Origin of the sequence: Enterobacter sp. S-33 (assembly GCF_028735835.1) — a bacterium.
In the GTDB taxonomy this organism is placed as follows: domain Bacteria; phylum Pseudomonadota; class Gammaproteobacteria; order Enterobacterales; family Enterobacteriaceae; genus Enterobacter; species Enterobacter vonholyi.
In genome coordinates, this window is sequence record NZ_CP117838.1 from 1,194,220 (window position 1) to 1,219,797 (window position 25,578).

Annotated in this window: 20 protein-coding genes; 10 read left to right on the forward strand and 10 right to left on the reverse strand. The window is 61.3% G+C overall.

Annotated elements, in window-relative coordinates; translation table 11 throughout:
• Window positions 1–7: 7 nt before the first annotated feature.
• The 4 genes from PUP35_RS05560 to betI form a co-directional block, all read right to left on the reverse strand.
• Window positions 8–571, reverse strand: coding sequence for a fasciclin domain-containing protein (locus tag PUP35_RS05560; protein WP_274243232.1), 564 nt, complete (start codon window positions 569–571; stop codon window positions 8–10).
• Window positions 572–724: 153 nt separating this feature from the next.
• On the reverse strand, window positions 725–2,389 hold the full coding sequence (gene betA / locus PUP35_RS05565) for a choline dehydrogenase (RefSeq protein WP_274242295.1): 1,665 nt from the start codon (window positions 2,387–2,389) through the stop codon (window positions 725–727).
• Window positions 2,390–2,402: 13 nt separating this feature from the next.
• Window positions 2,403–3,875, reverse strand: coding sequence for a betaine-aldehyde dehydrogenase (betB, locus tag PUP35_RS05570; protein ID WP_274242296.1), 1,473 nt, complete (start codon window positions 3,873–3,875; stop codon window positions 2,403–2,405).
• Window positions 3,876–3,888: 13 nt separating this feature from the next.
• Window positions 3,889–4,476, reverse strand: coding sequence for a transcriptional regulator BetI (gene betI, locus PUP35_RS05575; protein ID WP_115874451.1), 588 nt, complete (start codon window positions 4,474–4,476; stop codon window positions 3,889–3,891).
• A 128-nt stretch (window positions 4,477–4,604) separates the two neighbouring features.
• On the opposite strand from betI, the gene betT reads away from it, so the two are divergent.
• Window positions 4,605–6,638: a choline BCCT transporter BetT gene (gene betT, locus PUP35_RS05580; protein WP_029741651.1), complete on the forward strand. Its 2,034-nt coding sequence runs from the start codon at window positions 4,605–4,607 to the stop codon at window positions 6,636–6,638.
• 111 nt (window positions 6,639–6,749) lie between these two features.
• Here the strand turns inward: betT and entD are convergent, their stop codons facing one another.
• Entirely contained in the window at window positions 6,750–7,406 is a 657-nt protein-coding gene (gene entD, locus PUP35_RS05585; RefSeq protein ID WP_274242297.1) for an enterobactin synthase subunit EntD, read from the reverse strand.
• 114 nt (window positions 7,407–7,520) lie between these two features.
• Window positions 7,521–9,770, reverse strand: a complete 2,250-nt coding sequence (locus PUP35_RS05590; RefSeq protein WP_274242298.1) for a TonB-dependent siderophore receptor — start codon at window positions 9,768–9,770, stop codon at window positions 7,521–7,523.
• Between the two features lie 144 nt (window positions 9,771–9,914).
• Here PUP35_RS05590 and fes point away from each other — a divergent pair, with 144 nt between their 5' ends.
• The 3 genes from fes to entF are packed head-to-tail and all read left to right on the forward strand — an operon-like array spanning window position 9,915 to window position 15,191.
• Entirely contained in the window at window positions 9,915–11,114 is a 1,200-nt protein-coding gene (gene fes / locus PUP35_RS05595; protein ID WP_274242299.1) for an enterochelin esterase, read from the forward strand.
• 10 nt (window positions 11,115–11,124) lie between these two features.
• Window positions 11,125–11,337 carry an MbtH family protein gene (locus tag PUP35_RS05600; RefSeq protein WP_274242300.1) on the forward strand — a complete coding sequence of 71 codons (213 nt, stop codon included), beginning with the start codon at window positions 11,125–11,127 and terminating at the stop codon, window positions 11,335–11,337.
• Window positions 11,334–15,191, forward strand: coding sequence for an enterobactin non-ribosomal peptide synthetase EntF (gene entF, locus PUP35_RS05605; protein ID WP_274242301.1), 3,858 nt, complete (start codon window positions 11,334–11,336; stop codon window positions 15,189–15,191). Before PUP35_RS05600 ends, entF begins: the two co-directional genes overlap by 4 nt.
• 82 nt (window positions 15,192–15,273) lie before the next feature.
• Here the strand turns inward: entF and fepC are convergent, their stop codons facing one another.
• From fepC to fepD, 3 genes are read right to left on the reverse strand one after another with little or no spacing between them, the layout of a single operon-like run.
• A complete protein-coding gene (gene fepC / locus PUP35_RS05610) occupies window positions 15,274–16,068 on the reverse strand; it encodes an iron-enterobactin ABC transporter ATP-binding protein (RefSeq protein ID WP_274242302.1) in 795 nt (264 codons plus the stop codon).
• A complete protein-coding gene (gene fepG / locus PUP35_RS05615) occupies window positions 16,065–17,054 on the reverse strand; it encodes an iron-enterobactin ABC transporter permease (protein WP_274243234.1) in 990 nt (329 codons plus the stop codon). Before fepG ends, fepC begins: the two co-directional genes overlap by 4 nt.
• Entirely contained in the window at window positions 17,054–18,058 is a 1,005-nt protein-coding gene (gene fepD, locus PUP35_RS05620) for a Fe(3+)-siderophore ABC transporter permease (RefSeq protein WP_274242303.1), read from the reverse strand. Before fepD ends, fepG begins: the two co-directional genes overlap by 1 nt.
• A gap of 108 nt (window positions 18,059–18,166) precedes the next feature.
• On the opposite strand from fepD, the gene entS reads away from it, so the two are divergent.
• Window positions 18,167–19,414 (forward strand): enterobactin transporter EntS, encoded by a 1,248-nt coding sequence (gene entS / locus PUP35_RS05625; RefSeq protein WP_274242304.1) that lies wholly within the window; start codon window positions 18,167–18,169, stop codon window positions 19,412–19,414.
• Window positions 19,415–19,460: 46 nt separating this feature from the next.
• On the opposite strand, the gene fepB is transcribed toward entS, so the two are convergent.
• Window positions 19,461–20,420: a Fe2+-enterobactin ABC transporter substrate-binding protein gene (gene fepB / locus PUP35_RS05630; RefSeq protein WP_274242305.1), complete on the reverse strand. Its 960-nt coding sequence runs from the start codon at window positions 20,418–20,420 to the stop codon at window positions 19,461–19,463.
• Between the two features lie 188 nt (window positions 20,421–20,608).
• Here fepB and entC point away from each other — a divergent pair, with 188 nt between their 5' ends.
• The 5 genes from entC to entH are packed head-to-tail and all read left to right on the forward strand — an operon-like array spanning window position 20,609 to window position 25,438.
• Window positions 20,609–21,784: an isochorismate synthase EntC gene (gene entC / locus PUP35_RS05635; protein WP_143344813.1), complete on the forward strand. Its 1,176-nt coding sequence runs from the start codon at window positions 20,609–20,611 to the stop codon at window positions 21,782–21,784.
• A gap of 9 nt (window positions 21,785–21,793) precedes the next feature.
• Window positions 21,794–23,404 carry a (2,3-dihydroxybenzoyl)adenylate synthase EntE gene (entE, locus tag PUP35_RS05640; protein ID WP_274242306.1) on the forward strand — a complete coding sequence of 537 codons (1,611 nt, stop codon included), beginning with the start codon at window positions 21,794–21,796 and terminating at the stop codon, window positions 23,402–23,404.
• 10 nt (window positions 23,405–23,414) lie between these two features.
• A complete protein-coding gene (locus PUP35_RS05645; protein ID WP_274242307.1) occupies window positions 23,415–24,269 on the forward strand; it encodes an isochorismatase in 855 nt (284 codons plus the stop codon).
• A complete protein-coding gene (gene entA / locus PUP35_RS05650) occupies window positions 24,269–25,024 on the forward strand; it encodes a 2,3-dihydro-2,3-dihydroxybenzoate dehydrogenase EntA (protein ID WP_127729975.1) in 756 nt (251 codons plus the stop codon). Before PUP35_RS05645 ends, entA begins: the two co-directional genes overlap by 1 nt.
• Entirely contained in the window at window positions 25,025–25,438 is a 414-nt protein-coding gene (gene entH, locus PUP35_RS05655; RefSeq protein WP_136195332.1) for a proofreading thioesterase EntH, read from the forward strand. It begins immediately after the preceding gene.
• The last annotated feature ends 140 nt before the right edge of the window (window positions 25,439–25,578 follow it).

Consider the following 25,578-nt stretch of genomic DNA (forward strand, 5'->3'; position numbering starts at 1 on the left):
TAGACAACTACTTAGGCATCAGGACGGTATCAATCACATCGATCACGCCGTTTTTTTGATGAACGTCATAGGTGCTAATGTTCGCCACATTACCTTTACCATCCTTAAGCTGAATATTGTGCGGGCCGTTGCTCATGATCCACAGCGGCTGACCGCTAACGGTCTTCAGCTCCGCGCGGCCGCCGCCCTGTTTAATTTTCTGCTCCAGCGCTTTCATATCGTAATTACCGGCGACCACGTGATAGGTCAGGATGCTGGTGAGCGTGGCTTTGTTTTCGGGTTTGACCAGGTTCTCGACGGTGCCGGCAGGCAATTTTGCAAACGCCGCATTGGTTGGGGCAAACACGGTGAATGGCCCTTTGCTCTGGAGCGTATCCACCAGCCCGGCCGCTTTGACGGCGGTCACCAGCGTGGTGTGATCTTTCGAGTTCACGGCGTTTTCAACAATATTTTTGCTCGGGTACATTTCCGCTCCGCCCACCATCACGGAGCCTGACGTCATGGCTGCTGATGCGCCTGCACAGAAGAGTAAAGCGCTGGTTACGAATGCAACACGGGTTAGCTTTTTCATCATCTTTCCTCGGATTAGGGAGCAAAGGGGTTGCTCACATATGCATATACGAGGGGAGGGGGGAAACTGGATGCAGGAAAATACAAAAATTTTGGGTGGGAAGATAAACGCCCTCTCCCTTGAGGGAGAGGGCTCGGGTGAGGGGAAATATCCTCAGCGGCGAACCGGCGCCCCGTTGGCCACATAATACGCGGCCGTACTTTTTGCCAGCGGCTCGCGCCCGCGAATGGCGTCGGCAATCTTTTCACCGATCATAATAGTGGTGGCGTTCAGGTTGCCGGTGATGATCTGCGGCATAATCGACGCATCCACCACGCGCAGCCCTTCCAGCCCGTGAACGCGGCCTTCGCCGTCGACCACCGCCATCTCGTCGTAACCCATCTTGCAGGTGCCGCACGGGTGGAACGCGGTTTCGGCGTGGTTACGCACGAACTCGTCCAGCTGCTCGTCGGTCTGGCAGTCAATACCCGGACTGATTTCACGACCGCGGTACTTGTCCAGCGCGGGCTGGTGCATGATCTCGCGGGTGATGCGGATCGCGTCGCGGAACTCCTGCCAGTCCTGCTCGTGGGACATATAGTTGAACAGGATCGCCGGATGCTGGTGCGGATCGCGCGACATAATGCGCACGTGCCCACGGCTCGGGGAGCGCATGGAGCCAACGTGGCACTGGAAGCCGTGCTCTTTCACCGCGTTCGAGCCGTTGTAGTTAATCGCCACCGGCAGGAAGTGGTACTGAATGTTCGGCCACTCGAACTCCTCGCGGCTGCGGATAAACCCGCCCGCTTCGAAGTGGTTGCTCGCGCCCACGCCGGTGCCGCCAAACAGCCACTCGGCGCCAATCTTCGGCTGGTTCCACCACTGCAGGGCAGGGTAGAGAGAGACCGGCTCTTTGCATTCATACTGGAGGTACATCTCCAGGTGATCCTGCAGATTTTCCCCCACGCCGGGCAGGTCGTGCACCAGCGGGATATCAAACTGCTTCAGCAGGTCAGCATTGCCCACGCCGGAGCGCTGGAGTATCTGCGGGGAGGCAATCGCCCCGGCGCTCAGCAGCACTTCTTTCTTCGCCGTTGCTTTGGACGGAATGGTGCTTTCGCCCTCCAGCCACTCGACACCCACGGCGCGCTTGCCGTCAAACAGAATGCGATCGGTCATGGCGTGGGTGCGGATGGTCAGATTCGGACGGGGTTTCGCCTGATCCAGATAGCCGCGCGCGGTGCTGGCGCGTCGGCCCTGCGGCGTGACCGTGCGGTCCATCGGGCCGAAGCCTTCCTGCTGATAGCCGTTGAGATCGTCGGTGCGCGGATAGCCCGCCTGCACGCCCGCTTCCACCATCGCCTCAAACAGCGGGTTCACGCCCGGCTTCGAGGTGGTGACGCTCACCGGACCGTCGCCGCCGTGATAGTCGTTCGGCCCCACGTCGCGGGTCTCTGCCTTGCGGTAGTAGGGCAGGCAGTTGAGGTAGCTCCAGTGCTCCAGGCCCGGCTCTTTTGCCCAGTGGTCGAGGTCCATCGCGTTACCGCGGATGTAGCACATGCCGTTGATCAGCGACGAGCCGCCCAGCCCTTTGCCGCGCCCGCACTCCATGCGGCGGTTGTTCATGTACGGCTCTGGCTCGGTTTCGTACGCCCAGTTATAGCGCTTGCCCTGCAGCGGGAACGCCAGCGCGGCGGGCATCTGGGTGCGGAAGTCAAAGCGGTAGTCCGGCCCGCCTGCCTCAAGCAGCAGGACGGTAGTGTTCGGATCTTCAGTCAGTCGTGTAGCCAGCACGTTGCCGGCAGAGCCGGCCCCGATAATGATGTAGTCAAATTGCAAATAAACCTCCCGGTTAAAATATGGACTGGAATTTACCCATCTCAACCTGGATGGACTTCACCTGGGTGTAGCTCTGCAGCGTCATGACGCCGTTCTCGCGGCCAATGCCGGAGTGCTTGTAGCCGCCGACCGGCATCTCTGCGGCGGATTCACCCCAGGTGTTGATCCAGCAGATGCCCGCTTCGAGCTGATGAATGGCGCCGTGGGCGCGGTTCAGGTCGGCCGTTACGATGCCCGCCGCTAGACCGTAGTCGGTATCGTTGGCGCGGCGAATCGCTTCTTCATCGGTGTCATAGGTCAGGATGGACATCACCGGGCCGAAGATCTCTTCGCGCACGATGGTCATCTTGTCGGTGCAGTCGGTGAACACGGTCGGGGCCACCCACGCGCCGTTATCGAAGCCTTCGCCCTTCAGCACGTCGCCGCCGCACAGCACGCGCGCGCCTTCCTCTTTGCCTTTGGCGATGTAGCGCATCACGCTGTCGCGGTGCGGGAAGCTGACCATCGGACCAAAGTTAGTGGTTTCATCGAACAGATCGCCCGCTCGGATGCGGCCCACGCGCTCAACGATTTTCTGCTCAAACGCGGCTTTGAACTTAGCCGGAACAAACACGCGGGTGCCGTTGGTGCACACCTGGCCGGAGCTGAAGAAGTTGGCCATCATGGCGATGTCCGCCGCGAGATCGAGATCGGCATCGTCGAAAATAATCAGCGGGGATTTGCCGCCCAGCTCCATCGTCACCTCTTTCAGGGACGAGGCCGCCGAGTTGGCCATCACTTTTTTGCCGCTGGCGACGCCGCCGGTAAAGGAGACTTTGGCGATGCCCGGATGCTCGGTCAGGTACTGACCGGTCTCCGCGCCCACGCCCGGCAGGACGTTAAACACGCCGTCTGGAACGCCCGCTTCGGTGTAGATCTCTGCAAGCTTCAGGGCGGTAAGCGGCGTCACTTCGCTCGGCTTGAAGATCATTGCGTTGCCCGCCGCCAGCGCCGGGGCGGATTTCCACAGGGCTATCTGGATCGGGTAGTTCCACGCGCCGATACCCGCCACCACGCCCAGCGGCTCGCGGCGGGTGTAGACGAACGAGGTCTCACGCAGCGGGATCTGGCTGCCTTCCAGCGCCGGGATCAGCCCCGCGTAGTACTCCAGCACGTCCGCGCCGGTGACGATGTCGACGGTGGAAGTTTCGGAATACGCTTTACCGGTGTCGAGAGTTTCCAGCTTTGCCAGCTCGTCGTTGCGCTCGCGCAGGATGTCGACGGCGCGACGCAGGATGCGCGAGCGCTCCATGGCGGTCATCGCCGCCCAGACTTTTTGCCCGCGCGTTGCGCTTTCTACGGCGCGATCGACGTCCTCGCGCCCGGCGGCCTGTACGGTCGCCAGGACTTCACCGTTGGCCGGGTTGATGGTCTCGAAGGTGCGACCGCTGGTGGCCGATGTATAACCACCATTAATATAAAGCTGCTGTTCTGCCATTCGGGACATAAATTCTCCTCGGTTATTCGGTCGGTAAATGCTGGCTGATAAAGTGGCTGGTCAGTGACTGGGCCTGGGTCTTATCCAGCGGTTTGCCACTCAGCGCGGCGCGCAGCCACAGCCCGTCGATCAGCGCCGCCAGCCCGTAGCCCGCCTCCTGAGCCTGTTCGCGCGGAAGCTCGCGGCGGAACTCGTACACCAGGTTCGACAGCAGGCGGCGGCTGCTCACCTGCTGCAGGCGGTAGAGCATCGGCTGGTGCATGCTGCTCGCCCAGAAGGCCAGCCAGGCCTTCATTGCCGCGCCGCTGGTCTGGGTTTCATCAAAATTGCCGGCGACAATTGCTTGCAGGCGCTGCTCCGCGCTGGCGTCCGGCAGGGCGTGCAGGCGGCTCAAAACCGCGTCGCGCAGCTGGCCGGTGATGTCGCGCATGGTCGCTTCCAGCAGACCGTTTTTGTCTTTGAAGTAGTGACTGATGATCCCCGTGGAAACGCCCGCCCGACGGGCGATCTGCGCGATCGTCGCGTCATGCATTCCCACTTCATTTATTGCTTCCAGCGTGGCGTCGATAAGCTGCCTGCGCCGGATCGGCTGCATCCCCACTTTGGGCATTGTTGCCACTCCATTCATCAGCGTTGGTTATACATTAAAGCGGTTTTTGATTGGACGTTCAATATAAAATGTGTCTTAATTGTTGCGGATTTGGATTTTAATAGTTACAAAAACAGTGAGGATACTGGATGACAGACCTTTCACAGGACAGAGAAAAAGACAAAATCAACCCGGTCGTTTTTTATACGTCCGCCGGGCTGATTTTGTTGTTTTCCCTGACAACGATCTTCTTTCGTGATTTTTCTGCCGAGTGGATTGGGCGCACCCTGAACTGGGTGTCGAAGACCTTCGGCTGGTACTACCTGCTGGCGGCGACGCTCTATATTGTCTTCGTGGTCTGCATTGCCTGCTCGCGCTTTGGTTCGGTAAAGCTCGGGCCTGAGCAGTCCAAGCCCGAGTTCAGCCTGCTGAGCTGGGCCGCAATGCTGTTTGCCGCGGGCATCGGCATCGACCTGATGTTCTTCTCCGTGGCGGAACCGGTCACGCAGTATATGCAGCCGCCGGAAGGGGCAGGGCAGACGATGGAGGCCGCGCGCCAGGCGATGGTCTGGACGCTGTTCCACTACGGACTGACGGGCTGGTCGATGTACGCCCTGATGGGCATGGCGCTCGGATACTTTAGCTATCGTTATAATTTACCCCTCACCATTCGCTCTGCGCTCTACCCGATCTTCGGTAAAAAGATTAACGGCCCGATTGGCCACAGCGTCGACATTGCGGCGGTGATCGGCACTATCTTCGGCATCGCGACAACGCTCGGGATCGGCGTGGTGCAGCTCAACTACGGGCTGAGCGTGCTGTTTGATATTCCGGACTCGATGGCGGCGAAAGCGGCGCTGATCGCGCTCTCCGTCATTATCGCCACCATTTCGGTGACGTCGGGCGTCGATAAGGGCATCCGCGTACTCTCCGAGCTGAACGTGGCGCTGGCGCTGGGCCTGATCCTGTTCGTGCTGTTTATGGGTGATACCTCGTTCCTGCTCAATGCCTTAGTGCTGAACGTGGGCGACTACGTGAACCGCTTTATGGGCATGACGCTGAACAGCTTCGCCTTCGACCGCCCGGTAGAGTGGATGAACAACTGGACGCTGTTCTTCTGGGCGTGGTGGGTGGCGTGGTCGCCGTTTGTTGGCCTGTTCCTCGCGCGCATTTCGCGTGGCCGCACCATTCGTCAGTTCGTAATGGGCACGCTGATTATCCCGTTCACCTTTACCCTGCTGTGGCTGTCGATTTTCGGCAACAGCGCGCTGCACGAGATCATCCACGGCAATGCAACCTTCGCGCAGGAAGCGATGGCGCACCCGGAGCGCGGCTTTTACAGCCTGCTGGCGCAGTACCCGGCGTTTACCTTTAGCGCCTCCGTGGCGACCATCACCGGCCTGCTGTTTTACGTCACCTCGGCGGACTCCGGCGCGCTTGTGCTGGGCAACTTCACCTCGAAGCTCAAAGACATCAACAGCGACGCGCCGAACTGGCTGCGCATCTTCTGGTCCGTTGCCATCGGCCTGCTGACGCTCGGCATGCTGATGACCAACGGCATCTCGGCGCTGCAGAACACCACGGTGATCATGGGGCTGCCGTTCAGCTTCGTCATCTTCTTTGTCATGGCCGGGCTGTATAAATCGCTCAAGGTGGAAGACTACCGCCGCGTCAGCGCCAGCCGCGACACCGCGCCGCGTCCGATGGGGGCGCAGGACAGGCTGAGCTGGAAGAAACGCCTGTCGCGACTGATGAACTACCCGGGCACGCGCTACACCAAACAGATGATGGAGACCGTCTGCTTCCCTGCGATGGAAGAGGTGGCGCAGGAGCTGAAGCTGCGTGGCGCCTACGTGGAGCTCAAAAATCTGCCGCCGGAGGAGGGCGAGACCCTGGGTCACCTGGATCTGCTGGTGCACATGGGCGACGAGCAGAACTTTGTCTACCAGATCTGGCCGCAGCAGTACTCGGTGCCCGGGTTTACCTACCGGGCGCGCAGCGGGAAGTCGACCTACTACCGGCTGGAGACCTTCCTGCTGGAAGGAAGCCAGGGGAATGATTTGATGGACTACAGCAAGGAGCAGGTGATTACGGACATTCTGGATCAGTATGAACGGCACCTGAACTTTATCCATCTCCACAGGGAAGCGCCGGGTAATAGCGTGATGTTCCCGGATGTTTGAGCCTTGATCTGAAGAACGTATAAAGGCATCGCCGCTGTCCTCATGCCGGGTGGCACTGCGCTTACCCGGCCTACAAACCGCTTTACTGTAGGCCTGATAAGCGTTGCGCCATCAGGCTTTTAGCAGTGTCCACACGCTCGTATCATTATTCTGCCAGATGAGGGTGAAGCGTTTACCCTCAGGATAGTCTCCAACCGGGTGCGAAAGCGCCAGCGTGATTGTTTTTTCCGTTAACTCTGTGACTCTCGCCCACTCAAACCCCATAAAAGTCTTCACCTGCGGAAAGAACGCCTTAAATAAACTTTCTTTGGCGCTAAAAGTGAGCGTCAGCGCCAGCGCAAAAGGGTAGCCCGAGTGCGTCAGGCACATCGCTTCCTGTGCATCAATGATACCGTCCTGGATTTCGCGGGCTTCACGGTCTGGAAGAATGGCTTCGCAATCAATACCCACAAGCGCATCTGGATGACTGACGACAACCGCCATTGCCTGCGTGCCGCTGTGGGTGATGCTCCCTGAGACGCCTTCCGGCCAGAGCGGTTCACCGCTGGGGCCGATACCGGGAATTACGCGTTCATTTATCGCACTGAGGGCATGCGCGGCGGCAGTGCGGCCTGCCAGATGCTCGGCTTTGCGTTTGCGTCCGGCGTTTGAAAGCTCTGCGTGATGGGGGAGCCAGAGAAGATCGGCGTCGGTGAAGGTGGTAGGGTCGAAGATGACGTGGTGGACGGTGTGGCCGGCGAGAATGAACGTGGTGTGGGTTGTGCGCATGTTTTCCCCTCTATCAACAAATAGTGCGGCCTGATGCCCTCACCCCGGCCCTCTCTCACGGGGAGAGGGAGCAAACACTAAAAACGGCAACTGGGTTGCCGTTTTGTTTTTACCTTAGAAACGCGTATTTATGCTCATGTACCAGGTTCGACCCGGTTCATTATACGTGTAGGCCCCTGCGCCGTACATATACGCACCGGTGGTAGCATTCCCGGTCGTCTGGGCATTCCCCGCACGCCACTGGCGCTTGTCGAAGACGTTATCCACGCCGCCGGTCAGGCTGACGTTTTTCGTCATGTCCCAGGTTGCGCTCAGACCAACGATGCTGTACGGACTGACTTCGTCTTTCTCAGACCCTGTCACAGGCTGACCTTTGTAGTTGTACTTCTTCGGCTGCTGCTTGCCGTACCAGGTAAAGGTCGACTGGAGCGACACGTCCTGATGCACCTGCCAGCTCAGGGTCGAGTTCAGCGTGTACTCTGGAATAATCGACAGACGATCGCCGGTCTCCTTGTTCTTGCTCTGCAGCATGTATGTAATATTGTTGGTCCAGTTAATGGTGTCGCTGACCGGTACGTTCAGGGAGCCTTCCAGGCCCTCGACCACCGCCTTCGGTACGTTTTCCCACTGGTAGATATCCGTCTTCACTTTACCGGACGAGGTGTGACCGATCGGCGCGTAGCCCGCTTCGATCTTGTCGCGGTAGTCGTTACGGAACCAGGTCACGCCCGCCAGCCAGCCGTCGCGTTTCCACTCCAGGCCAATCTCTTTGTTGATGCTGGTTTCGGCCTTCAGGTCGTCGTTACCCATCATGTAGCAGCCCACGCCGTCGGAGCTGGCGTAGCAGCCCTGACCTTTGCTGTAGAGCAGGTAGTTCGGGTTGGTCTGGTACAGGCTCGGCGCTTTGTAGGCGCGGGCGATCCCCATCTTCAGCGTGAAGTCATCCCCCAGACCCTGCGACAGGTTAAGTGACGGGCTCCAGTTGTTGCCGACGATGGTGTGATGGTCGAAGCGCAGGGCAGGGGTCAGCATGGTGCTGTCGGTCAGCTCCATGTTGTTCTCGGCGAACAGCGAGAAAATCTCTGCCGAGGTGTACGGGCTGCGGTCGTTGCTCATGCCCGGAATGATGCCGCCCTGCTGGGTTTGCGTGAAGGAGGTGGAGTCCTTCATACGCTGCTGGTTCCACTCGGTGCCCAGCGTCAGGTTCTGGTTAACGAGGAAATCAATCGGCAGGTTGATTTCGCTGTGCAGCATCACGTCGGCCAGGTCGGTGTCGGTAAATTTATTGCTGTTGAACAGGCCTTCCAGACCGCCCGCCAGCCCTTCGCCCAGACGGGAGTTGCGGGTGTGCTCGTACTGTGCCCAGTTGCTGGTCGTGATGCCGTTATCCCAGCCGCCGTTCCAGGTCACCGCGAAGTTCTGGCGATAGATACGGTTGGTCTCTTTGCCGTAGTTCTTCTTCACCAGGCCGCTGGAGCTGTTGTCGTTGTTGGTGTTCTGGGTATCACCGGCGTAGAGGTTATTCTGACGGCTGTAGCCCGCCTCAAATTCCAGGGACTGCATCGGCGCAAAGTCCCAGCGCACCACGCCGTTGATGTCTTTATTTTCCACCCCTTCACGGCCCGCGGGCAGCGTGTCGGCGTAGGCACCGGTTCGGTCAGACTGGTGACCCTGGTTGATGTCCCACGCGTCGGCCTGGGTTTTGTCCAGATTGCCGAACATGCGGAAGCTGAAGTCGCCGCCCAGCGGGCCGCTCAGGCTGAAGTTGGTGCGTTTGGTGGAACCTTCATCCTTGTGCTCAGGCGCATTCAGGTAGGTGTTCCAGGATCCGTGCCACTGGTCGTCGAATTTTTTGGTGATGATGTTCACTACGCCGCCTGCCGCGCCGTTGCCGTAGCGCGCGGCGGCCGGACCGCGGATCACTTCGATGCGCTCGATCATCTCCGGCGGCACCCAGCCGGTATCGCCGCGGGTGTCGCGCTCGCCGCGCCAGCCCAGACGGATGGAGTTACGGCTGGTCACCGGCTTGCCGTCGATTAGGATCAGGGTGTTTTCTGGCCCCATGCCGCGGATATCAATCTGACGGTTATTCCCGCGCTGGCCGCTGGTGGAGTTACCGGTCAGGTTAACGCCCGGCATGGTGCGGATGATTTCAGCCACGTCCCGCGCGGGCGGGTTTTTGCGGATCTCATCGGCCGTAATGGTCGATACCCCCGGCGCCTGCAGATTCTGCTCGGCGGCGGTGATCACCATCGTATCTTCGTGCTGCGCAGAGGCGGTGTTGTCGTCTGCCAGAGCGGGCAGCGCGACGCCGTAAATCCCTAAATTGACCAGCAAGGCCAGAGAGTGAATCTTCTTATTCATTGTACGTCCTGCTTTTGTGGTTGTTTTATGAGCGCTTCCCACAGCGCGGGCACTACGCTATTGCAAATGCAAATAGTTATCAATAATATTATCAATAAAATTTGCTCTGAAACAAAAAAGACTGTTAAACATGAGGTTATAAGGGTGACGGCGTTAACAACGGGAAGTGAGGCGTGGTGGCAGTCGAAAAACGGGCCTGAATGGAAGCCGGAAAAGGGAAAATATCGCGTCACGTTCTGGTGGCGTGACCCGGCAGGAACGCAAACAACGTCACCGATCAAACGCGTCTGGCTCTACGTCACCGGCGTGACCGATCATCACCAAAATGCCCGTCCACAGTCCCTCAAACGCATTCCCGATACCGACGTCTGGCAGTGGCAGGGTGAGTTCAGCCCCGAGTGGCGCGGGAGCTACTGTTTTATCCCTTCTGAAAATGAAAACGATTTTGCCGATACAGTGTTTGAAGGCGAACTGCCAGACCGCTTGGCGCTGCGCGAGGGCTGGCGCAGGCTGCTGCCGCACGCGGTTTCAGACCCGCTGAATCCGCAGAGCTGGCGCGGCGGGCGCGGCCATGCCGTCTCCGCGCTGGAGATGCCGGACGCGCCGGTTCAGCCGGGCTGGAATCATCCCGATACGCCGTATCAACCTCCGATTTGCATTGAGTGGGAAAGCGCGCGCCTGAAAAATCGCCGCCGCGTCTGGATTTTCACCACCGGGGGCGACAACCTGGAACGTCCGCTGGCGGTGCTGCTCGACGGGCAGTTCTGGGCCGAAAGCATGCCGGTCTGGCCTGCGCTGGCGTCTCTCACCGCCGAGCGCAAATTACCGCCTGCGGTCTACGTCTTAATCGATGTTATCGACATGCAGCATCGCAACCGCGAGCTGCCGTGCAATCCCGATTTCTGGCTGGCGGTGCAGGAAGAACTTCTCCCCCTTGTCCAAAAACGCGCGCCGTTCAGCGACCGCGCCGACCGTACGGTGGTCGCAGGGCAAAGCTTTGGCGGGCTCGCGTCTCTTTATGCAGGCCTCAACTGGCCGCAGCGTTTTGGCTGCGTGCTCAGCCAGTCCGGCTCCTACTGGTGGCCGCACCGCGGCGGGCAGCAGGAAGGGCTATTAATCGAACAACTTAAAGCCGGTGAAATAACCCCTCGCGGGCTACGCATCATTCTTGAAGCCGGGCGCAACGAGCCGCTCATCTTCCGCGCGAATCAGGCGATTTACGCCGCGATGCAGACGCACCAACCGGTTATCTGGCGTCAGGTTGACGGCGGACACGACGCGCTTTGCTGGCGCGGTGGGCTGACGCAGGGGCTGATGACCCTCTGGCAGCCGCTTATTCACTAACGGAGTCTGTATGGAATTCAGCAATCCTTTCGATAATCCGCAGGGACAGTTCGCCATTTTGCAAAATGACCAGGGGCAGTACAGCCTGTGGCCGCAGCAGTGCGAACTGCCGGCAGGGTGGCGCGTGGTGTGCGAAGCACAGTCTCAGGAGGCGTGCCAGCAGTGGCTGGCGGAACACTGGCAAACGCTTGAGCCGTCTCACTTTTCGGGGGAGAACGCATGAACCGTCTTCCTCTCGTCGCTGCCCAGCCGGGTATCTGGATGGCGGAACAGCTGTCAACGCTGCCAAACGCCTGGAGCGTGGCGCACTACACCGAGCTGAAAGGCGATATTGATGCGCCACTGCTGGCAAAAGCCATTGCCGCAGGCATGATGCAGGCCGATACCCTGCGCATGCGCTTTGCGGAAGAAAACGGTGAGGTGTGGCAGTGGGTGGATGACACCTTCATTCTGCCGGAACCGCCCGTTGTTCGCGTTGATTCCCACGCCGCCGCCGTGGCGCTGATGGAATCCGATCTTAACCAGAACCTGCGCGTCGACAGCGGCCAGCCGCTGGCATTTCACCAGCTGATTCAGGTCGGTGAAAACCACTGGTACTGGTATCAGCGCTATCATCATCTGGTAGTGGATGGCTTCAGCTTCCCGGCCATTACCCGCCAGATCGCCGCAATTTATGCCGCGTGGAAAAAGGGCGACCCCACGCCGGAATCCCCGTTTACCCCATTTGCAGAGGTGGTGGACGAGTACCAGCGCTATCGCGACAGCGAGGCGTACCGGCGCGACGGCGCCTTCTGGGCCGAGCAGCGTAAACAGCTGCCTTCTCCGGTCTCGCTCTCCTCCGCGCCGCTGCCTGGACGCGCCGCCACGACCGATATTCTTCGCCTGAAGGTTGACGCCGACGGTCGCGCCTTTAGCCAGCTTGCTCAGGCGGCAGGGCAGACGCAGCGTACTGAACTGGCGCTTGCGCTGGTGGCGCTGTGGCTGGGCCGTCTTACCGGACGCCTGGACTACGCCGCCGGGTTTATCTTTATGCGCCGCATGGGGTCTGCCGCGCTGACCGCGACCGGCCCGGTGCTTAACGTCCTGCCGCTGGCGGTCAATATCAATGCGCAGGAAAGCCTGCCCGCGCTGGCGCTGCGCCTGGCGAACCAGCTGAAAAAAATGCGCCGCCACCAGCGCTACGACGCCGAGCAGATCGTGCGAGACAGCGGGAAAGCGGCGGGTGATGAAGCGCTGTTTGGTCCCGTGCTGAACGTTAAGGTGTTTGATTATCAGCTGGATATCGACGGCGTGGAGGCCATCACCCACACGCTGGCGACCGGACCGGTGAACGATCTGGAGCTGGCGCTGTTCCCGGACGAGCAGGGCGGGTTGGGCATTGAGATCCTCGCCAATAAGCAGCGTTACGATGAAGCGACGCTGAAGCGTCACGTCGCTCGCCTGAACGCGATGCTGATTCAGTTTGCGGCCAACCCGGACCTGCGCTGTGGTGAAGTGGAAACCGTTTCTGAACAGGAATACGCGCAGCTTGAGCGCATCAACGATACCGGACTGGCGCTGCCGTCCACCACGCTCGCGGATCTGGTGGCGGAACAAGCGAGCAAAACGCCGGACGCCCCGGCGCTGGCGGATGCGCATATTGAGCTGAACTATAGCCAGATGCGCGAGCAGGTCGTCGCGCTGGCAAACCAGCTGCGCGAGCGCGGCGTGAAGCCGGGCGACAGCGTGGCGGTGGCCCTGCCGCGTTCGGTATTCCTGACGTTAGCATTACACGGCATTGTGGAGGCGGGCGCCGCGTGGCTGCCGCTCGACACCGGCTACCCGGACGATCGCCTGCGGATGATGCTCGAGGACGCGAAGCCGTCGCTGCTCATTACCACTGACGAACAGCTTCCGCGCTTTAGCGATCTGCCGATTACTGCCTTTAGTTACAACACACTCTTACCGGCCACCGATGCTGAACCGCTGCGTCTGGCGAAGCCGGAGCAGACGGCGTATATCATCTTTACCTCCGGTTCGACCGGGCGTCCGAAAGGGGTCATGGTCGGCCATACCGCTATCGTCAACCGCCTGAAGTGGATGCAGGATCGCTACCCTCTGAACGCGAACGACGTGGTGGCGCAGAAAACGCCGTGCAGCTTTGACGTGTCGGTGTGGGAGTTCTGGTGGCCGTTTATCGCCGGGGCGAAGCTGATGATGGCCGAGCCGGACGCGCACCGCGATCCGCAGGCAATGCAAAGCTTCTTCGCCCACTACGGCGTGACCACCACCCACTTCGTGCCGTCGATGCTGGCGGCGTTTGTTGCCTCACTGACGCCGGAAAACGTCGACTGCTGCAAAACGCTTAAGCAGGTGTTCTGCAGCGGCGAAGCGCTGCCGACGGAACTGTGCCGCGAGTGGGAACAGCTGACCCACGTGCCGCTGCACAACCTCTATGGCCCGACGGAAGCGGCGGTAGACGTCAGCTGGTATCCGGCGTATGGCCCTGAGCTGGCGGCAGTTGCAGGCAACAGCGTGCCGATCGGCTTCCCGGTGTGGAACACGGGCCTGCGCATTCTGGATGCAATGATGCGCCCGGTGCCGTTCGGCGTGGCGGGGGATCTTTATCTCACCGGCATTCAGCTGGCGCAGGGATATCTGGGCCGTCCGGACCTCACCGCCAGCCGCTTTATTGCTGACCCGTTCGCTCCCGGCGAGCGCATGTACCGCACCGGCGACGTTGCCCGCTGGCTGGACAACGGCGCGGTGGAATATCTCGGCCGCAGCGACGATCAGCTAAAAATTCGCGGTCAGCGCATTGAGCTGGGCGAAATCGACCGGGCGATGCTGTCGCTGCCGGACGTGGCCCAGGCCGTGGCGCACGCCTGCGTCTTCAACCAGGCGGCTGCAACGGGTGGCGATGCCCGTCAGCTGGTGGGGTACGTGGTTTCTGGATCCGGTTTACCGCTGGATCGTGACGCTCTGCTGGAATCACTCAAAGCCCAGTTGCCGCCGCATATGGTGCCGGTTGTGCTGCTGCAAATCAGCGCGCTGCCGCTGAGCGCCAACGGCAAGCTTGACCGCAAGGCGCTGCCGCTGCCGGAACTGACCCGCAATACCTCCGGGCGGGCGCCGGAAAGCGAAACCGAAATCGCCGTCGCGCGGGCTTTTACCGCGCTGCTGGGCTGCGAGATCAATGACATCGAGGCGGATTTCTTTGCCCTCGGCGGCCACTCGCTGCTGGCCATGCGTCTGGCGGCGAAGCTTAGCCGCACGTTCAACCGCAAGGTGACGCCGGGGCAAATTATGGTCGCCTCCACGGTGAGCAAGCTTAGCGCGCTGTTGGATTCTGCGATGAGCGACGAGCAGGCGCAGCGTCTGGGGTTTGAAACGCTTCTGCCGCTGCGTGAGAGCGACGGCCCGACGCTGTTCTGCTTCCATCCGGCGTCCGGCTTCGCCTGGCAGTTTAGCGTCCTGGCGCGCTATCTCAGCCCGCACTGGTCAATCGTCGGCATTCAGTCGCCGCGCCCGGACGGCCCGATGCAGCAGTGCGCGGATCTTGATGGGGTGATCGACCATCATCTGAACACGTTGCGTAAGCAGCAGCCGCAGGGGCCGTATTATCTGTTCGGTTATTCCCTCGGCGGCACGCTGGCGCAGGGTATTGCGGCCCGCCTGCGCGAGCAGGGTGAAGAGGTGTCGTTCCTCGGCCTGCTGGATACCTGGCCGCCGGAAACCCAGAACTGGGCGGAAAAAGAGGCTAACGGTCTCGACCCGGCGGTGCTGGCGGAGATCGAGCGCGAGCGTCAGGCGTTTATCGCCGCCCAGCAGGGACAGGGCTCCAGCGAGTTGTTTAACGCCATTGAGGGCAACTACGCCGATGCGGTGCGGCTGCTCACCACGGCGCACAGCGCGCGCTTTAACGGCAAAGCGACGCTGTTTGTCGCCGAGCGCACGCGCACGATGGATCCGCAGGCCGCATGGGCGCCGTGGGTGGCGGAACTTGAGGTGAACAGCCAGGACTGCGCCCACGTGGATATCATTTCACCGCAGGCGTTTGAAAAGATTGGGCCGGTACTGAAGGAAATTTTAGGATAGTGCAAATGCCCGGTGGCGCTGCGCTTACCGGGCCTACGGGAGCTAAATGTAGGCCGGGTAAGGCGTAGCCGCCACTCGGCAATTACCGCCGACCTAACGGCACCACCAGCGGCGTACCCGCCACCGGATCGTCGATTATTATGCAGCGCATGCCGTAGATCCGCTCTATAAGCTCCGGCGTGACAATCTCTTTCGGCGCACCCTGGGCCACAATCTCACCGTCCCGCAAGGCAATCAGGTGCGTGGCGTAGCGGCATGCCTGGTTTAAATCGTGCAGTACCGCCGCCAGGGTGTACCCCTGCGTGCGGTTCAGCTCGCTCAGCAGCTCCAGCAGGTCAATCTGATGGCTGATGTCCAGCCACGTTGTCGGCTCGTCCAGCAGCATGATCGACGTCTCCTGCGCCAGCACCATCGCAATCCACGCTCGCTGACGCTGGCCGCCGGAGAGGGTGTCCACGCTCTGCCGGGCGAGATCGGCGATCCCCGTCGCCTGCATCGCGCGGTTCACCGCCTCGTCGTCCTCTTTACGCCAGCGGGTAAACAGCGGCTGGTGCGGGTAGCGCCCGCGCGAGACCAGCTCCTGCACCGTGATGTCCCCCGGCGTGGTGGCGTTTTGGGCCAGCAGCCCGATGCGGCGTGCCACCTCTTTGCTGGCGAAGCGCTGGATCTGCTCCCCGTCCAGGAAGACGCTACCTTCCACCGGCGTCATCAGGCGGCTCAGCGTGCGCAGCAGGGTAGATTTCCCGCAGCCGTTCGGGCCGATAATCGCGGTGAAGTGGCCGTCCGGAATGGCAACGGTTAAGTCTCGGGCAATGATTTTTTTGCCGTAGCCGAGGGTGAGATGTTCGCCGCGCAAGCGAGTGGTTGTGTCTGTCATTTCTTGCGTGACTCCTTAACGAGCAAGACGATGAGGTAAATCCCGCCGAGGCTGACGGTCACTACGCCCACCGGCAGTTGATAAGGCATAAACAGCTGCTGGGCGCAGAGATCGGCGGCCAGCAGCAGCAGCGCGCCGCACAGCGCCGCCTGGGTTAATCCCCAGCGCGCCGTCCCGCTAAGACGTCGCGCGATATGCGGTGCCACGAGGGCGATAAACGAGATTGGCCCGGCGATCGCCGTAGAGGCTGCGGTCAGCAGTACGGCGACCAGCATCAGCATCAGGCGCGAGCGCTCGACGCTCACGCCCAGCGCGCAGGCGCTGTCGTCGCCCATCTCCAGCAGCCGCATGCGGCGAACCAGCAGCAGCGCGCCGATAAACATCAGCACAATCAGCGGCGCGGCGGGCCAGGTTTTGCCCCACGTCAGGCCGTTAAGGGAACCTGCGTACCACAGCCCGGCGGAAAGCGCCGTTTCCAGCGAGGCCTGCAGCAGCAGCCAGGTGTTAAAGGCCATCAGCATCGCACGTACGCCGATACCGATAATGATCAGCCGGAAGGTGTCGATGCCGTTGCGCCAGGCCAATAGCCAGATAACCAGCGACGTCAGAATGCCGCCCGCCATTGCCGTAAAGGTAATGGCCGTCAGGTGCTGACCGAGCAGCACCATCGCTACCAGCACGCCGCTCCAGGCCCCGGTATTGAGTCCCATCACGTCCGGGCTACCGAGCGGGTTGCGCATCAGCGACTGGAATATCGCACCGCTGACGCCGAGCGCCGCACCTACGAGAATTGCCATCGCCACGCGCGGCAGGCGCCATTCGGTGACAACCAAGGTGATATTGCGCGGCGCGCTGCCGAGCAGGGCGTTAAGCACCTGAGAAAAATCGAGCGTCACCGCGCCGCTGCGCAGGCTCCAGACCGCCAGCAGCAGAATGAGGATACTTAGCAGCGAGACGCTGGTGAGTAAACGACGGGACGGGGCCATCATGCGCCACCTCCGCGTCTACGTCGTACCAGGAAGATCAGCACCGGCGCGCCGATAAAGGCGCTGACCACCGAGACGCGCAGTTCGCCCGGCACCAGCAGGCGACCCAGCACGTCGGCAAACAGCAGCAGCGCAGGCGTCGCCAGCAGCGTGACCGGCAGCGACCAGCGGTGATCCGTCCCCACCAGCCAGCGCGACATGTGCGGCATCATCAGGCCGATAAAGGCAATCGGGCCGACCACGGCGGTCGCGCTGCCGCACAGGACGGTGATGGCCAGCAGGCCAATCAGCTGCGTGCGCGCGACGCGGTTGCCTAGAGCGGTAGCGGTGTCGCTGCCGAGGCTCAGGCTGTTCAGCGCCCGGCTTAAAAACAGCGCCACGGCGGCAGCAATAATGACCGGGAACGCCACCACTTTCAGGGTTTCAAGGGTGCGGATATCCAGCGAGCCGGCCTGCCAGAAGCGCAGCTGGTCGTAGACGTCCGGGTTGAGCAGGGCGATGCCGTTAGATAAGCCTTCCAGCACCGCCGCGAGCGCCACGCCCGCCAGCGTCAGGCGTACCGGACTCAGCTGGCCGCCGCCCTGGCTGCCGGTAAACGCCACTAGCAGCGAGGCGGCCAGCGCGCCGCAGAAAGCCATCGCCAGCTGTTCAGAGGGAGAAGTAAACCCAAACAGCGCCGCTCCGAGCACGATGGCAAAGCTGGCGCCAGAATTAACGCCGAGAATGCCGGGGTCCGCCAGCGGATTGCGGGTGAGGGTTTGCATCAGGGAACCGGCAAGGCCGAGTGCGCCACCGGCCAGCAGCCCGGCAAGGGTGCGGGGCAGGCGAGCGTCGAGCACGATAGTGCAGTCAGCGCTTTGGCAGGTGCCAGTGAGCGCATCAACGATGACGGACGCGGGAAGCGGCTTCGCGCCGACCAGCAGGCTGAGTACAGTCGCAAGGATCAACAGCAGCAATAAAACGGGCACGGCAATCGCGCGCACCGAAGAAGAGGAAAACGACATAGCAACATCCATGATTTGATAATGATAGTGATTATCGTTATCTATCTTATTTGGCTATGTTAGCATGTGCGCCCATGGAATGGGTAGAATTACACTCAAGGCTTTGTCATGAATCAAAAATCCTGGCTGCTTAACCTCAGCCTGCTCAAAACGCACCCGGCCTATCGAGCCGTGTTTATCGCTCGCTTTATCTCCATTTTATCCCTCGGCCTGCTCGGCGTGGCCGTGCCGGTCCAGATCCAGACCATGACGCACTCCAGCTGGCTGGTGGGGTTATCGGTTACCTTAACCGGCGGGGCGATGTTTATCGGCCTGATGGTTGGCGGCGTGCTGGCGGACCGCTACGAGCGCAAGAAGCTGATCCTGCTGGCGCGCGGCACCTGCGGCGTGGGCTTTATCGGGCTGTGTCTGAACGCCATGCTGCCTGAGCCGTCGCTGATCGCCATTTATGCCCTGGGGCTGTGGGACGGCTTTTTCGCCTCGCTGGGCGTGACGGCGCTGCTGGCGGCCACGCCCGCGCTGGTCGGGCGAGAAAATCTGATGCAGGCGGGGGCGATCACCATGCTCACCGTGCGCCTCGGCTCGGTGATTTCACCGATGGTGGGCGGCCTGCTGCTGGCGACCGGCAACGTGGCGTGGAACTACGGGCTGGCGGCGGCAGGGACCTTTATCACCACGCTGACGCTGCTGCGCCTGCCGCTGCTGCCGCCTCCGCCGCAGCCGCGCGAGCATCCCCTGAAATCGCTGATGGCCGCGATTCGTTTCCTGTTCAGCGACCCGCTGATTGGCGGCATTGCGCTGCTCGGCGGCCTGCTGACCATGGCGAGCGCCGTGCGCGTGCTGTATCCGGCATTAGCGGGAGAGTGGCAGATGAGCGCCTCGGAGATTGGCATTCTCTACGCGGCCATTCCGCTCGGCGCGGCGTGCGGGGCGCTGACCAGCGGCAACCTGGCGCAGAGCGCGCGTCCGGGGCTGATTATGCTGCTTGCCACTCTGGCGTCGTTTATCGCCATCGGCTTCTTTAGCCTGATGCCGGCGTGGGCGCTCGGGGTGTTGTGCCTGGTGATTTTCGGCTGGCTGAGCGCCATCAGTTCGCTGCTGCAGTACACCCTGATCCAGACCCAGACGCCGGAAGGGATGCTCGGGCGCATCAACGGCCTGTGGACGGCGCAGAACGTCACGGGCGATGCGATTGGCGCGGCGATCCTCGGCGGGCTGGGGGCGATAATGACCCCGGCGGCGTCGGCGAGCAGCAGCGGGTTTGCGTTAGCGATGGTTGGCGTGATTTTGTTAGTGGCGTTGGTGAAATTGCGGCGGTTCAGGCAGGAGGTTGTGTTGAACGACGGTGTGGCCTGATGCCCTCACCCCGGCCCTCTCCCACAGGGAGAGGGTGGGAAAATGCCTACTTAAACAACGTATTCAATCTGTCTAACACCAGCATCGCGCTGTAATAATCCAGGCGGAACGTCTCGGTTCCCAATGCCCAAACCCGTTTGTTTTTCACCGACGGCAGATGCGCCAGCAGCGGGTTGGCGTAAATCGCATCCACATCTTTCTGGTCGCCGGCAAACACGAACAGCCCTTCGCCGTTCAGTCCCGTTGCCAGGTTTTCACCGCCCAGCTGGATAATATCGTGCCGCTTGCCCTGGCTTGTTGAGGTCTGCAAACCGGAGGGCAGGTCCGCCAGCGTAAAGCCCAGCTGGTGCAGCAGCTTGCCCTGCGCCGATTCTGCGGTCCACAGGTTGGCGCTGTGCGCGGCGGCGGTGTAGACGATGGCGTTCACCGGCTGCGGCGGCAGCTTCATCTGCTGTTTCACCTGCGCGAGCTGTTTATCAAACGCGGCAATGCGCTCTTCGGCCTGTTTTTCCTGCCCGGTGATGGTGCCCAGTTGCGTCAGCAGTGCCTGCCAGCTCTTGTCGTCGTAGTTGATGATAAGCGTCGGCGCAATGGCGGAAAGCTGATCGTACAGTGCCAGCGCGGAATCACCGCCGGTGGCGCTGATCAAAATCAGATCCGGCATTTGTGCGGCGACCGCTTCGGCGCTCGGTTCGCCAATATACATCCGCGCAACCTGACGCTGTTTCGCAATATCGCCCCACTGGCGCAAAAAGCCCTGCGCATCGGCCACGCGGTTGTTCGGCGTGGTCGCGCCGCTGGCGACGACCGGGGCGTCAATCGCCAGCAGGGAGCCGGTTAAGGTCACGCTGGTAGAGACAATGCGCGTCGGTTTGCTCTCTAGCGTGTGAATGCCGCGGCTGTCGGTCACCTGACGCGGCCAGTCGGCGGCAGCGGCTGAGGTAAGTCCTAAAACAAAAAGTGCCAATAAAAGCAGGGGATTACGGGAAGCAGCAGGGAATTTCACAGCGCGGGATCCTGTTTTCGTTGAAGATAATGCTTCTCATTTTCATAGTTACCGCACCGGGATGCAAGCTTTTGTCGCACAAGTTATTTGCCCGACGGTTGACAGCGGAGCGATGTGGGATTAGGTTAGCCGACGAAAATATAAATGATAATCATTATTGCTTCTTTTATCATTTTAAGGAGGATGATATGGATACGTCCCTGGCTGAGGAAGTTCAGCACGCCGCAACCACGCTGGAATCAGACCGTTTTTTCTTTATGTCGCCTTACCGCAGCTTTACTACGTCCGGCTGCTTTGCCCGCTTCAGTGAACCCGCAGTTGGCGGTGACGATCCGGCGGGTCGCTTCCAGCAAAAATTAGCCCAGGCCTTCCTGAATGCGAAAGCCAGCGGTATCGCTCATCCGGTGATGGTAGGGGCTATCCCGTTCGATACCCGCAAGCCGTCCTCTCTGTTTATTCCCCAACGCTGGCAGACCTTTTCCCGTCCGGCACGTCAGCAGTCTGCACGCTATTTTTCCGGCTCGCAGGCACTGAAGGTGGAACAACGCACCGAGATCCCGCCGCAGCCCGTTTTCGAAGAGATGGTGGCTCGCGCCGCGTCGCTCACCGCCACACCGCAGGTGAACAAGGTGGTGCTGTCGCGCCTGATTGATATCGCGACCGACAAAAACATGGACAGCGGCGCCCTGATGGAGCGCCTGATCGCCCAGAACCCGGCGAGCTTCAACTTCCACGTGCCGCTGGAAGACGGCGGCGTGCTCCTCGGCGCCAGCCCTGAACTGCTGCTGCGCAAAGAGGGCGCGCACTTTAGTTCGCTGCCGCTGGCAGGCTCGGCGCGTCGTCAGCCCGATGATGTATTAGATCGCGAAGCGGGCAATAAGCTGCTGGCCTCTGAAAAGGATCGCCACGAGCACGACCTCGTGACCCAGGCGATGAAGGCTATTCTGGCACCGCGCAGCCACCATCTCAGCATGCCAGATTCTCCTCAGTTGATTACCACGCCCACGCTGTGGCATCTGGCGACGCCGGTAGAAGGCGAGGCGCGTGAAAACGAAAACGCCCTGACCCTGGCCTGCCTGCTGCACCCGACCCCGGCGCTGAGCGGCTTCCCGCATCAGGCGGCAAAAGAGCTGATTGCCGAGCTAGAGCCGTTCGACCGCGAGCTGTTCGGCGGCATCGTCGGCTGGTGCGACAGCGAAGGCAACGGCGAGTGGGTGGTGACCATCCGCTGCGCGCGTCTGCATAAAAATACCGTTCGCCTGTTTGCCGGCGCGGGCATTGTGCCTGCCTCCTCGCCGGTGGGCGAGTGGCGCGAGACGGGCGTGAAGCTCTCCACCATGCTCAACGTATTTGGTTTGCACTAAGGAAGACTCATGACCATTCCCTTTACCCGCTGGCCTGAGGCATTTGCCCGCCGCTACCGTGAAAAAGGCTACTGGCAGGATCTGCCGTTGACCCACATCCTGACGGATCGCGCGGACAGCGATGCCGTGGCGATAATTGACGGCGAGCGGCACATCACCTACCGTGCGTTTAATCAGGCGGTGAACAACCTGGCCTCAGCCCTTCAGGGGCGTGGGCTGCATCGCGGCGAGACCGCGCTGGTGCAGCTTGGCAACGTGGCCGAGTTCTACATCACCTTCTTCGCGCTGCTGCAAATCGGCGTCGCGCCGGTCAACGCGCTCTTTAGCCATCAGCGCAGCGAGCTGAACGCCTACGCGGCGCAGATCAACCCCGCCGTGCTGATCGCCGATCGCGACCATGCGCTGTTTGCGGGCGATGACTTCCTCAACGCTTTCGTGGATGAACACCGTTCGGTACGCGTCGTGCTCCTGCGCGGCGATAAGGGTGAACATGCCCTGGAAGCGGCGATGGCCCGTCCCGCGGACAACTTTATCCCGAACCCGACGCCCGCCGACGAAGTGGCCTTCTTCCAGCTCTCCGGCGGCAGTACCGGCACGCCGAAGCTGATCCCGCGCACGCATAACGACTACGACTACAGCATCCGCCGCAGCAACGAGATCTGCGGCATTACCGCCGAAACCCGTTACCTGAACGCGCTGCCCGCGGCGCACAACTACGCCATGAGTTCGCCGGGATCGCTGGGCGTCTTCACCGCGGGCGGCTGCGTGGTGCTGGCGAACGATCCGAGCGCCACGCTCTGCTTCCCGCTGATTGAACGACATCAGATTAACGTCACCTCGCTGGTCCCGCCGGCGGTGAGCCTCTGGCTGCAGGCGATTGCCGACGGCGCGGGCAGCGCGCAGCTTAAATCACTGAAGCTGCTGCAGGTGGGCGGCGCGCGCCTCTCCGCCACGCTCGCGGCGCGCATTCCGGCGGAAATCGGCTGCCAGCTTCAGCAGGTGTTCGGCATGGCGGAAGGGCTGGTGAACTACACCGCGCTCGACGACGCGCCGGAGCGCATCATCAACACCCAGGGCCGCCCGATGTGCCCGGACGACGAAGTGTGGGTGGCCGACGAGCATGGCAACCCGCTGCCGCGCGGGGAGGTCGGACGCCTGATGACGCGCGGCCCGTATACCTTCCGCGGTTATTTCAACAGCCCGGAACACAATGCCAGCGCCTTCGACGCCGACGGCTTTTACTGCTCCGGGGATCTGATCGCCATCGACGAGCAGGGCTATATCACCGTGCAGGGTCGTGAGAAAGATCAGATCAACCGCGGCGGGGAGAAGATCGCCGCCGAAGAGATCGAGAACCTGCTGCTGCGCCATGAGTCGGTGATCCACGCCGCGCTGGTGAGCATGGAGGACAGCCTGCTGGGCGAGAAGAGCTGCGCGTATCTGGTGGTGAAACAGCCCCTGCGCGCGGTCGAGGTGCGTCGCTTCCTGCGCGAGCAGGGCGTTGCCGAATTCAAGCTGCCGGACCGCGTGGAGAGCGTGGATGCGCTCCCGCTAACGCCGGTCGGCAAAGTCGATAAGAAACAGTTGCGCCTGTGGCTTGCTGAACGCGCCCGGGGCTGAGGAACAGAGTATGGCCATCCCAAAATTAACCGCTTACGCGCTGCCAACCGCCGCAGAGTTGCCGACCAACAAGGTGAACTGGGCGTTTGAGCCCGAGCGCGCGGCGCTGCTGATCCACGATATGCAGGAGTATTTCCTGAACTTCTGGGGCGAAAATAGCGCGATGATGCAGCAGGTAATAGCGAACATCGCTAAACTGCGCACGTACTGCAAAGAACACAATATCCCGGTTTACTACACCGCGCAGCCAAAAGAGCAGAGCGATGAAGACCGCGCCCTGCTGAACGACATGTGGGGGCCGGGCCTGACCCGCTCGCCGGAGCAGCAGCGCATCGTCGCTGAGCTGACCCCGGACGAAGCGGACACGGTGCTGGTGAAGTGGCGCTACAGCGCATTTCACCGCTCGCCGCTGGAGCAGATGCTGAAAGAGACGGGCCGCAACCAGCTGCTGATTACCGGCGTGTACGCTCACATCGGCTGCATGACCACCGCCACCGACGCCTTTATGCGCGACATTAAGCCGTTCTTTATTGCCGACGCGCTGGCAGATTTCACCCGTGACGAGCACCTGATGTCCCTGAACTACGTGGCCGGGCGTTCTGGCCGCGTGGTGATGACCGACGAGCTGCTGCCGTCCGTTCCGGCCTCGAAAGCCGCGCTGCGCGAGCTGATCCTTCCGCTGCTGGACGAGTCCGACGAGCCGATGGATGACGAAAACCTGATCGACTACGGCCTGGATTCAGTGCGCATGATGGCGCTGGCCGCCCGCTGGCGCAAAGTGCACGGCGATATCGACTTCGTGATGCTGGCAAAAAATCCCACTCTCGACGCCTGGTGGGCGCTGCTTTCCCGCGAGGTGAAGTAATGGCGGGATTCGATTTTACCGGCAAAACCGTCTGGGTGACGGGCGCGGGGAAGGGGATTGGCTACGCGACTGCACTGGCGTTTGCCGAAGCAGGCGCACAGGTGACCGGGTTCGATCTGGCCTTCCCGCAGGATGACTATCCGTTTGCCACCGAAACGCTGGACGTGGCGGATGCCGCACAGGTACATGAGGTGTGCGGGCGCGCGCTGGCTTCGCTCGAACGGCTGGACGTGCTGGTCAACGCCGCGGGCATTCTGCGCATGGGGGCGACGGACCAGCTCTCGCAGGAGGACTGGCAGCATACCTTCGCGGTCAACGTCGGCGGCGCGTTCAACCTTTTCCAGCAGACGATGGGCCAGTTTCGCCGCCAGCAGGGCGGGGCGATGGTCACCGTGGCCTCCGACGCGGCGCACGCGCCGCGCATCGGCATGAGCGCCTACGGCGCATCGAAAGCGGCGCTGAAAAGCCTGGCCCTGACCGTCGGGCTGGAGCTGGCGGGCAGCGGCGTGCGCTGTAATCTGGTGTCGCCGGGCTCAACGGACACCGATATGCAGCGAACCCTGTGGAAAAGCGACGATGCGGAGCAGCAGCGCATTCGCGGCTTCGGCGAGCAGTTTAAGCTCGGCATTCCGCTGGGCAAAATTGCCCGCCCGCAGGAGATAGCTGCGACCGTGCTGTTCCTTGCCTCCGATGCCGCCAGCCACATCACCCTGCAGGATATCGTGGTGGACGGCGGCTCCACGCTGGGGGCATAAATGATCTGGAAACGTCATTTATCGCTTGAAGAACTGAACGCCACCAGCGTGAATACCCTGGTGGCGAACCTGGGCATCGTCTATACCCGCCTCGGGGATGACACGCTGGAAGCGGAGATGCCGGTGGATGCACGAACCCATCAGCCGTTTGGCCTGCTCCACGGCGGTGCCTCGGCGGCGCTGGCGGAAACGCTCGGCTCAATGGCCGGATTTCTGATGACCCGCGACGGGCAGAGCGTGGTGGGAACGGAGCTGAACGCCACGCATCATCGGGCAGTTTCCCACGGTAAGGTTCGCGGCGTGTGTCAGCCGCTGCATCTTGGGCGTTCGAGCCAGAGCTGGGAGATTGTGGTCTTCGACGAGCAGGGGCGGCGGTGCTGCACCTGCCGGTTAAGTACGATGGTGCTGGGCTAACCCAGGCAGATCAAAGTGATCGGCTTAACACTGTGGTGTAAATCTCTGGTTTGACCACGCATTATTGCGTTTCAAAGTTGTTAAATTTTTCCGGTTGTTCTAGAAACAAAATGTAACATCTCACTGTTTCACAACAACGG

Excerpts from the sequence above, each read along its gene's own strand:
- PUP35_RS05560 (WP_274243232.1), bottom strand. The coding sequence starts at position 571 with ATGAAAAAGCTAACCCGTGTTGCATTCGTAACCAGCGCTTTACTCTTC.
- betB (WP_274242296.1), bottom strand. The coding sequence starts at position 3,875 with ATGTCCCGAATGGCAGAACAGCAGCTTTATATTAATGGTGGTTATACA.
- betI (WP_115874451.1), bottom strand. The coding sequence starts at position 4,476 with ATGCCCAAAGTGGGGATGCAGCCGATCCGGCGCAGGCAGCTTATCGAC.
- betT (WP_029741651.1), top strand. The coding sequence starts at position 4,605 with ATGACAGACCTTTCACAGGACAGAGAAAAAGACAAAATCAACCCGGTC.
- entD (WP_274242297.1), bottom strand. The coding sequence starts at position 7,406 with ATGCGCACAACCCACACCACGTTCATTCTCGCCGGCCACACCGTCCAC.
- PUP35_RS05590 (WP_274242298.1), bottom strand. The coding sequence starts at position 9,770 with ATGAATAAGAAGATTCACTCTCTGGCCTTGCTGGTCAATTTAGGGATT.
- PUP35_RS05600 (WP_274242300.1), top strand. The coding sequence starts at position 11,125 with ATGGAATTCAGCAATCCTTTCGATAATCCGCAGGGACAGTTCGCCATT.
- entF (WP_274242301.1), top strand. The coding sequence starts at position 11,334 with ATGAACCGTCTTCCTCTCGTCGCTGCCCAGCCGGGTATCTGGATGGCG.
- fepC (WP_274242302.1), bottom strand. The coding sequence starts at position 16,068 with ATGACAGACACAACCACTCGCTTGCGCGGCGAACATCTCACCCTCGGC.
- fepG (WP_274243234.1), bottom strand. The coding sequence starts at position 17,054 with ATGGCCCCGTCCCGTCGTTTACTCACCAGCGTCTCGCTGCTAAGTATC.
- fepD (WP_274242303.1), bottom strand. The coding sequence starts at position 18,058 with ATGTCGTTTTCCTCTTCTTCGGTGCGCGCGATTGCCGTGCCCGTTTTA.
- entS (WP_274242304.1), top strand. The coding sequence starts at position 18,167 with ATGAATCAAAAATCCTGGCTGCTTAACCTCAGCCTGCTCAAAACGCAC.
- entC (WP_143344813.1), top strand. The coding sequence starts at position 20,609 with ATGGATACGTCCCTGGCTGAGGAAGTTCAGCACGCCGCAACCACGCTG.
- entE (WP_274242306.1), top strand. The coding sequence starts at position 21,794 with ATGACCATTCCCTTTACCCGCTGGCCTGAGGCATTTGCCCGCCGCTAC.
- PUP35_RS05645 (WP_274242307.1), top strand. The coding sequence starts at position 23,415 with ATGGCCATCCCAAAATTAACCGCTTACGCGCTGCCAACCGCCGCAGAG.
- entA (WP_127729975.1), top strand. The coding sequence starts at position 24,269 with ATGGCGGGATTCGATTTTACCGGCAAAACCGTCTGGGTGACGGGCGCG.
- entH (WP_136195332.1), top strand. The coding sequence starts at position 25,025 with ATGATCTGGAAACGTCATTTATCGCTTGAAGAACTGAACGCCACCAGC.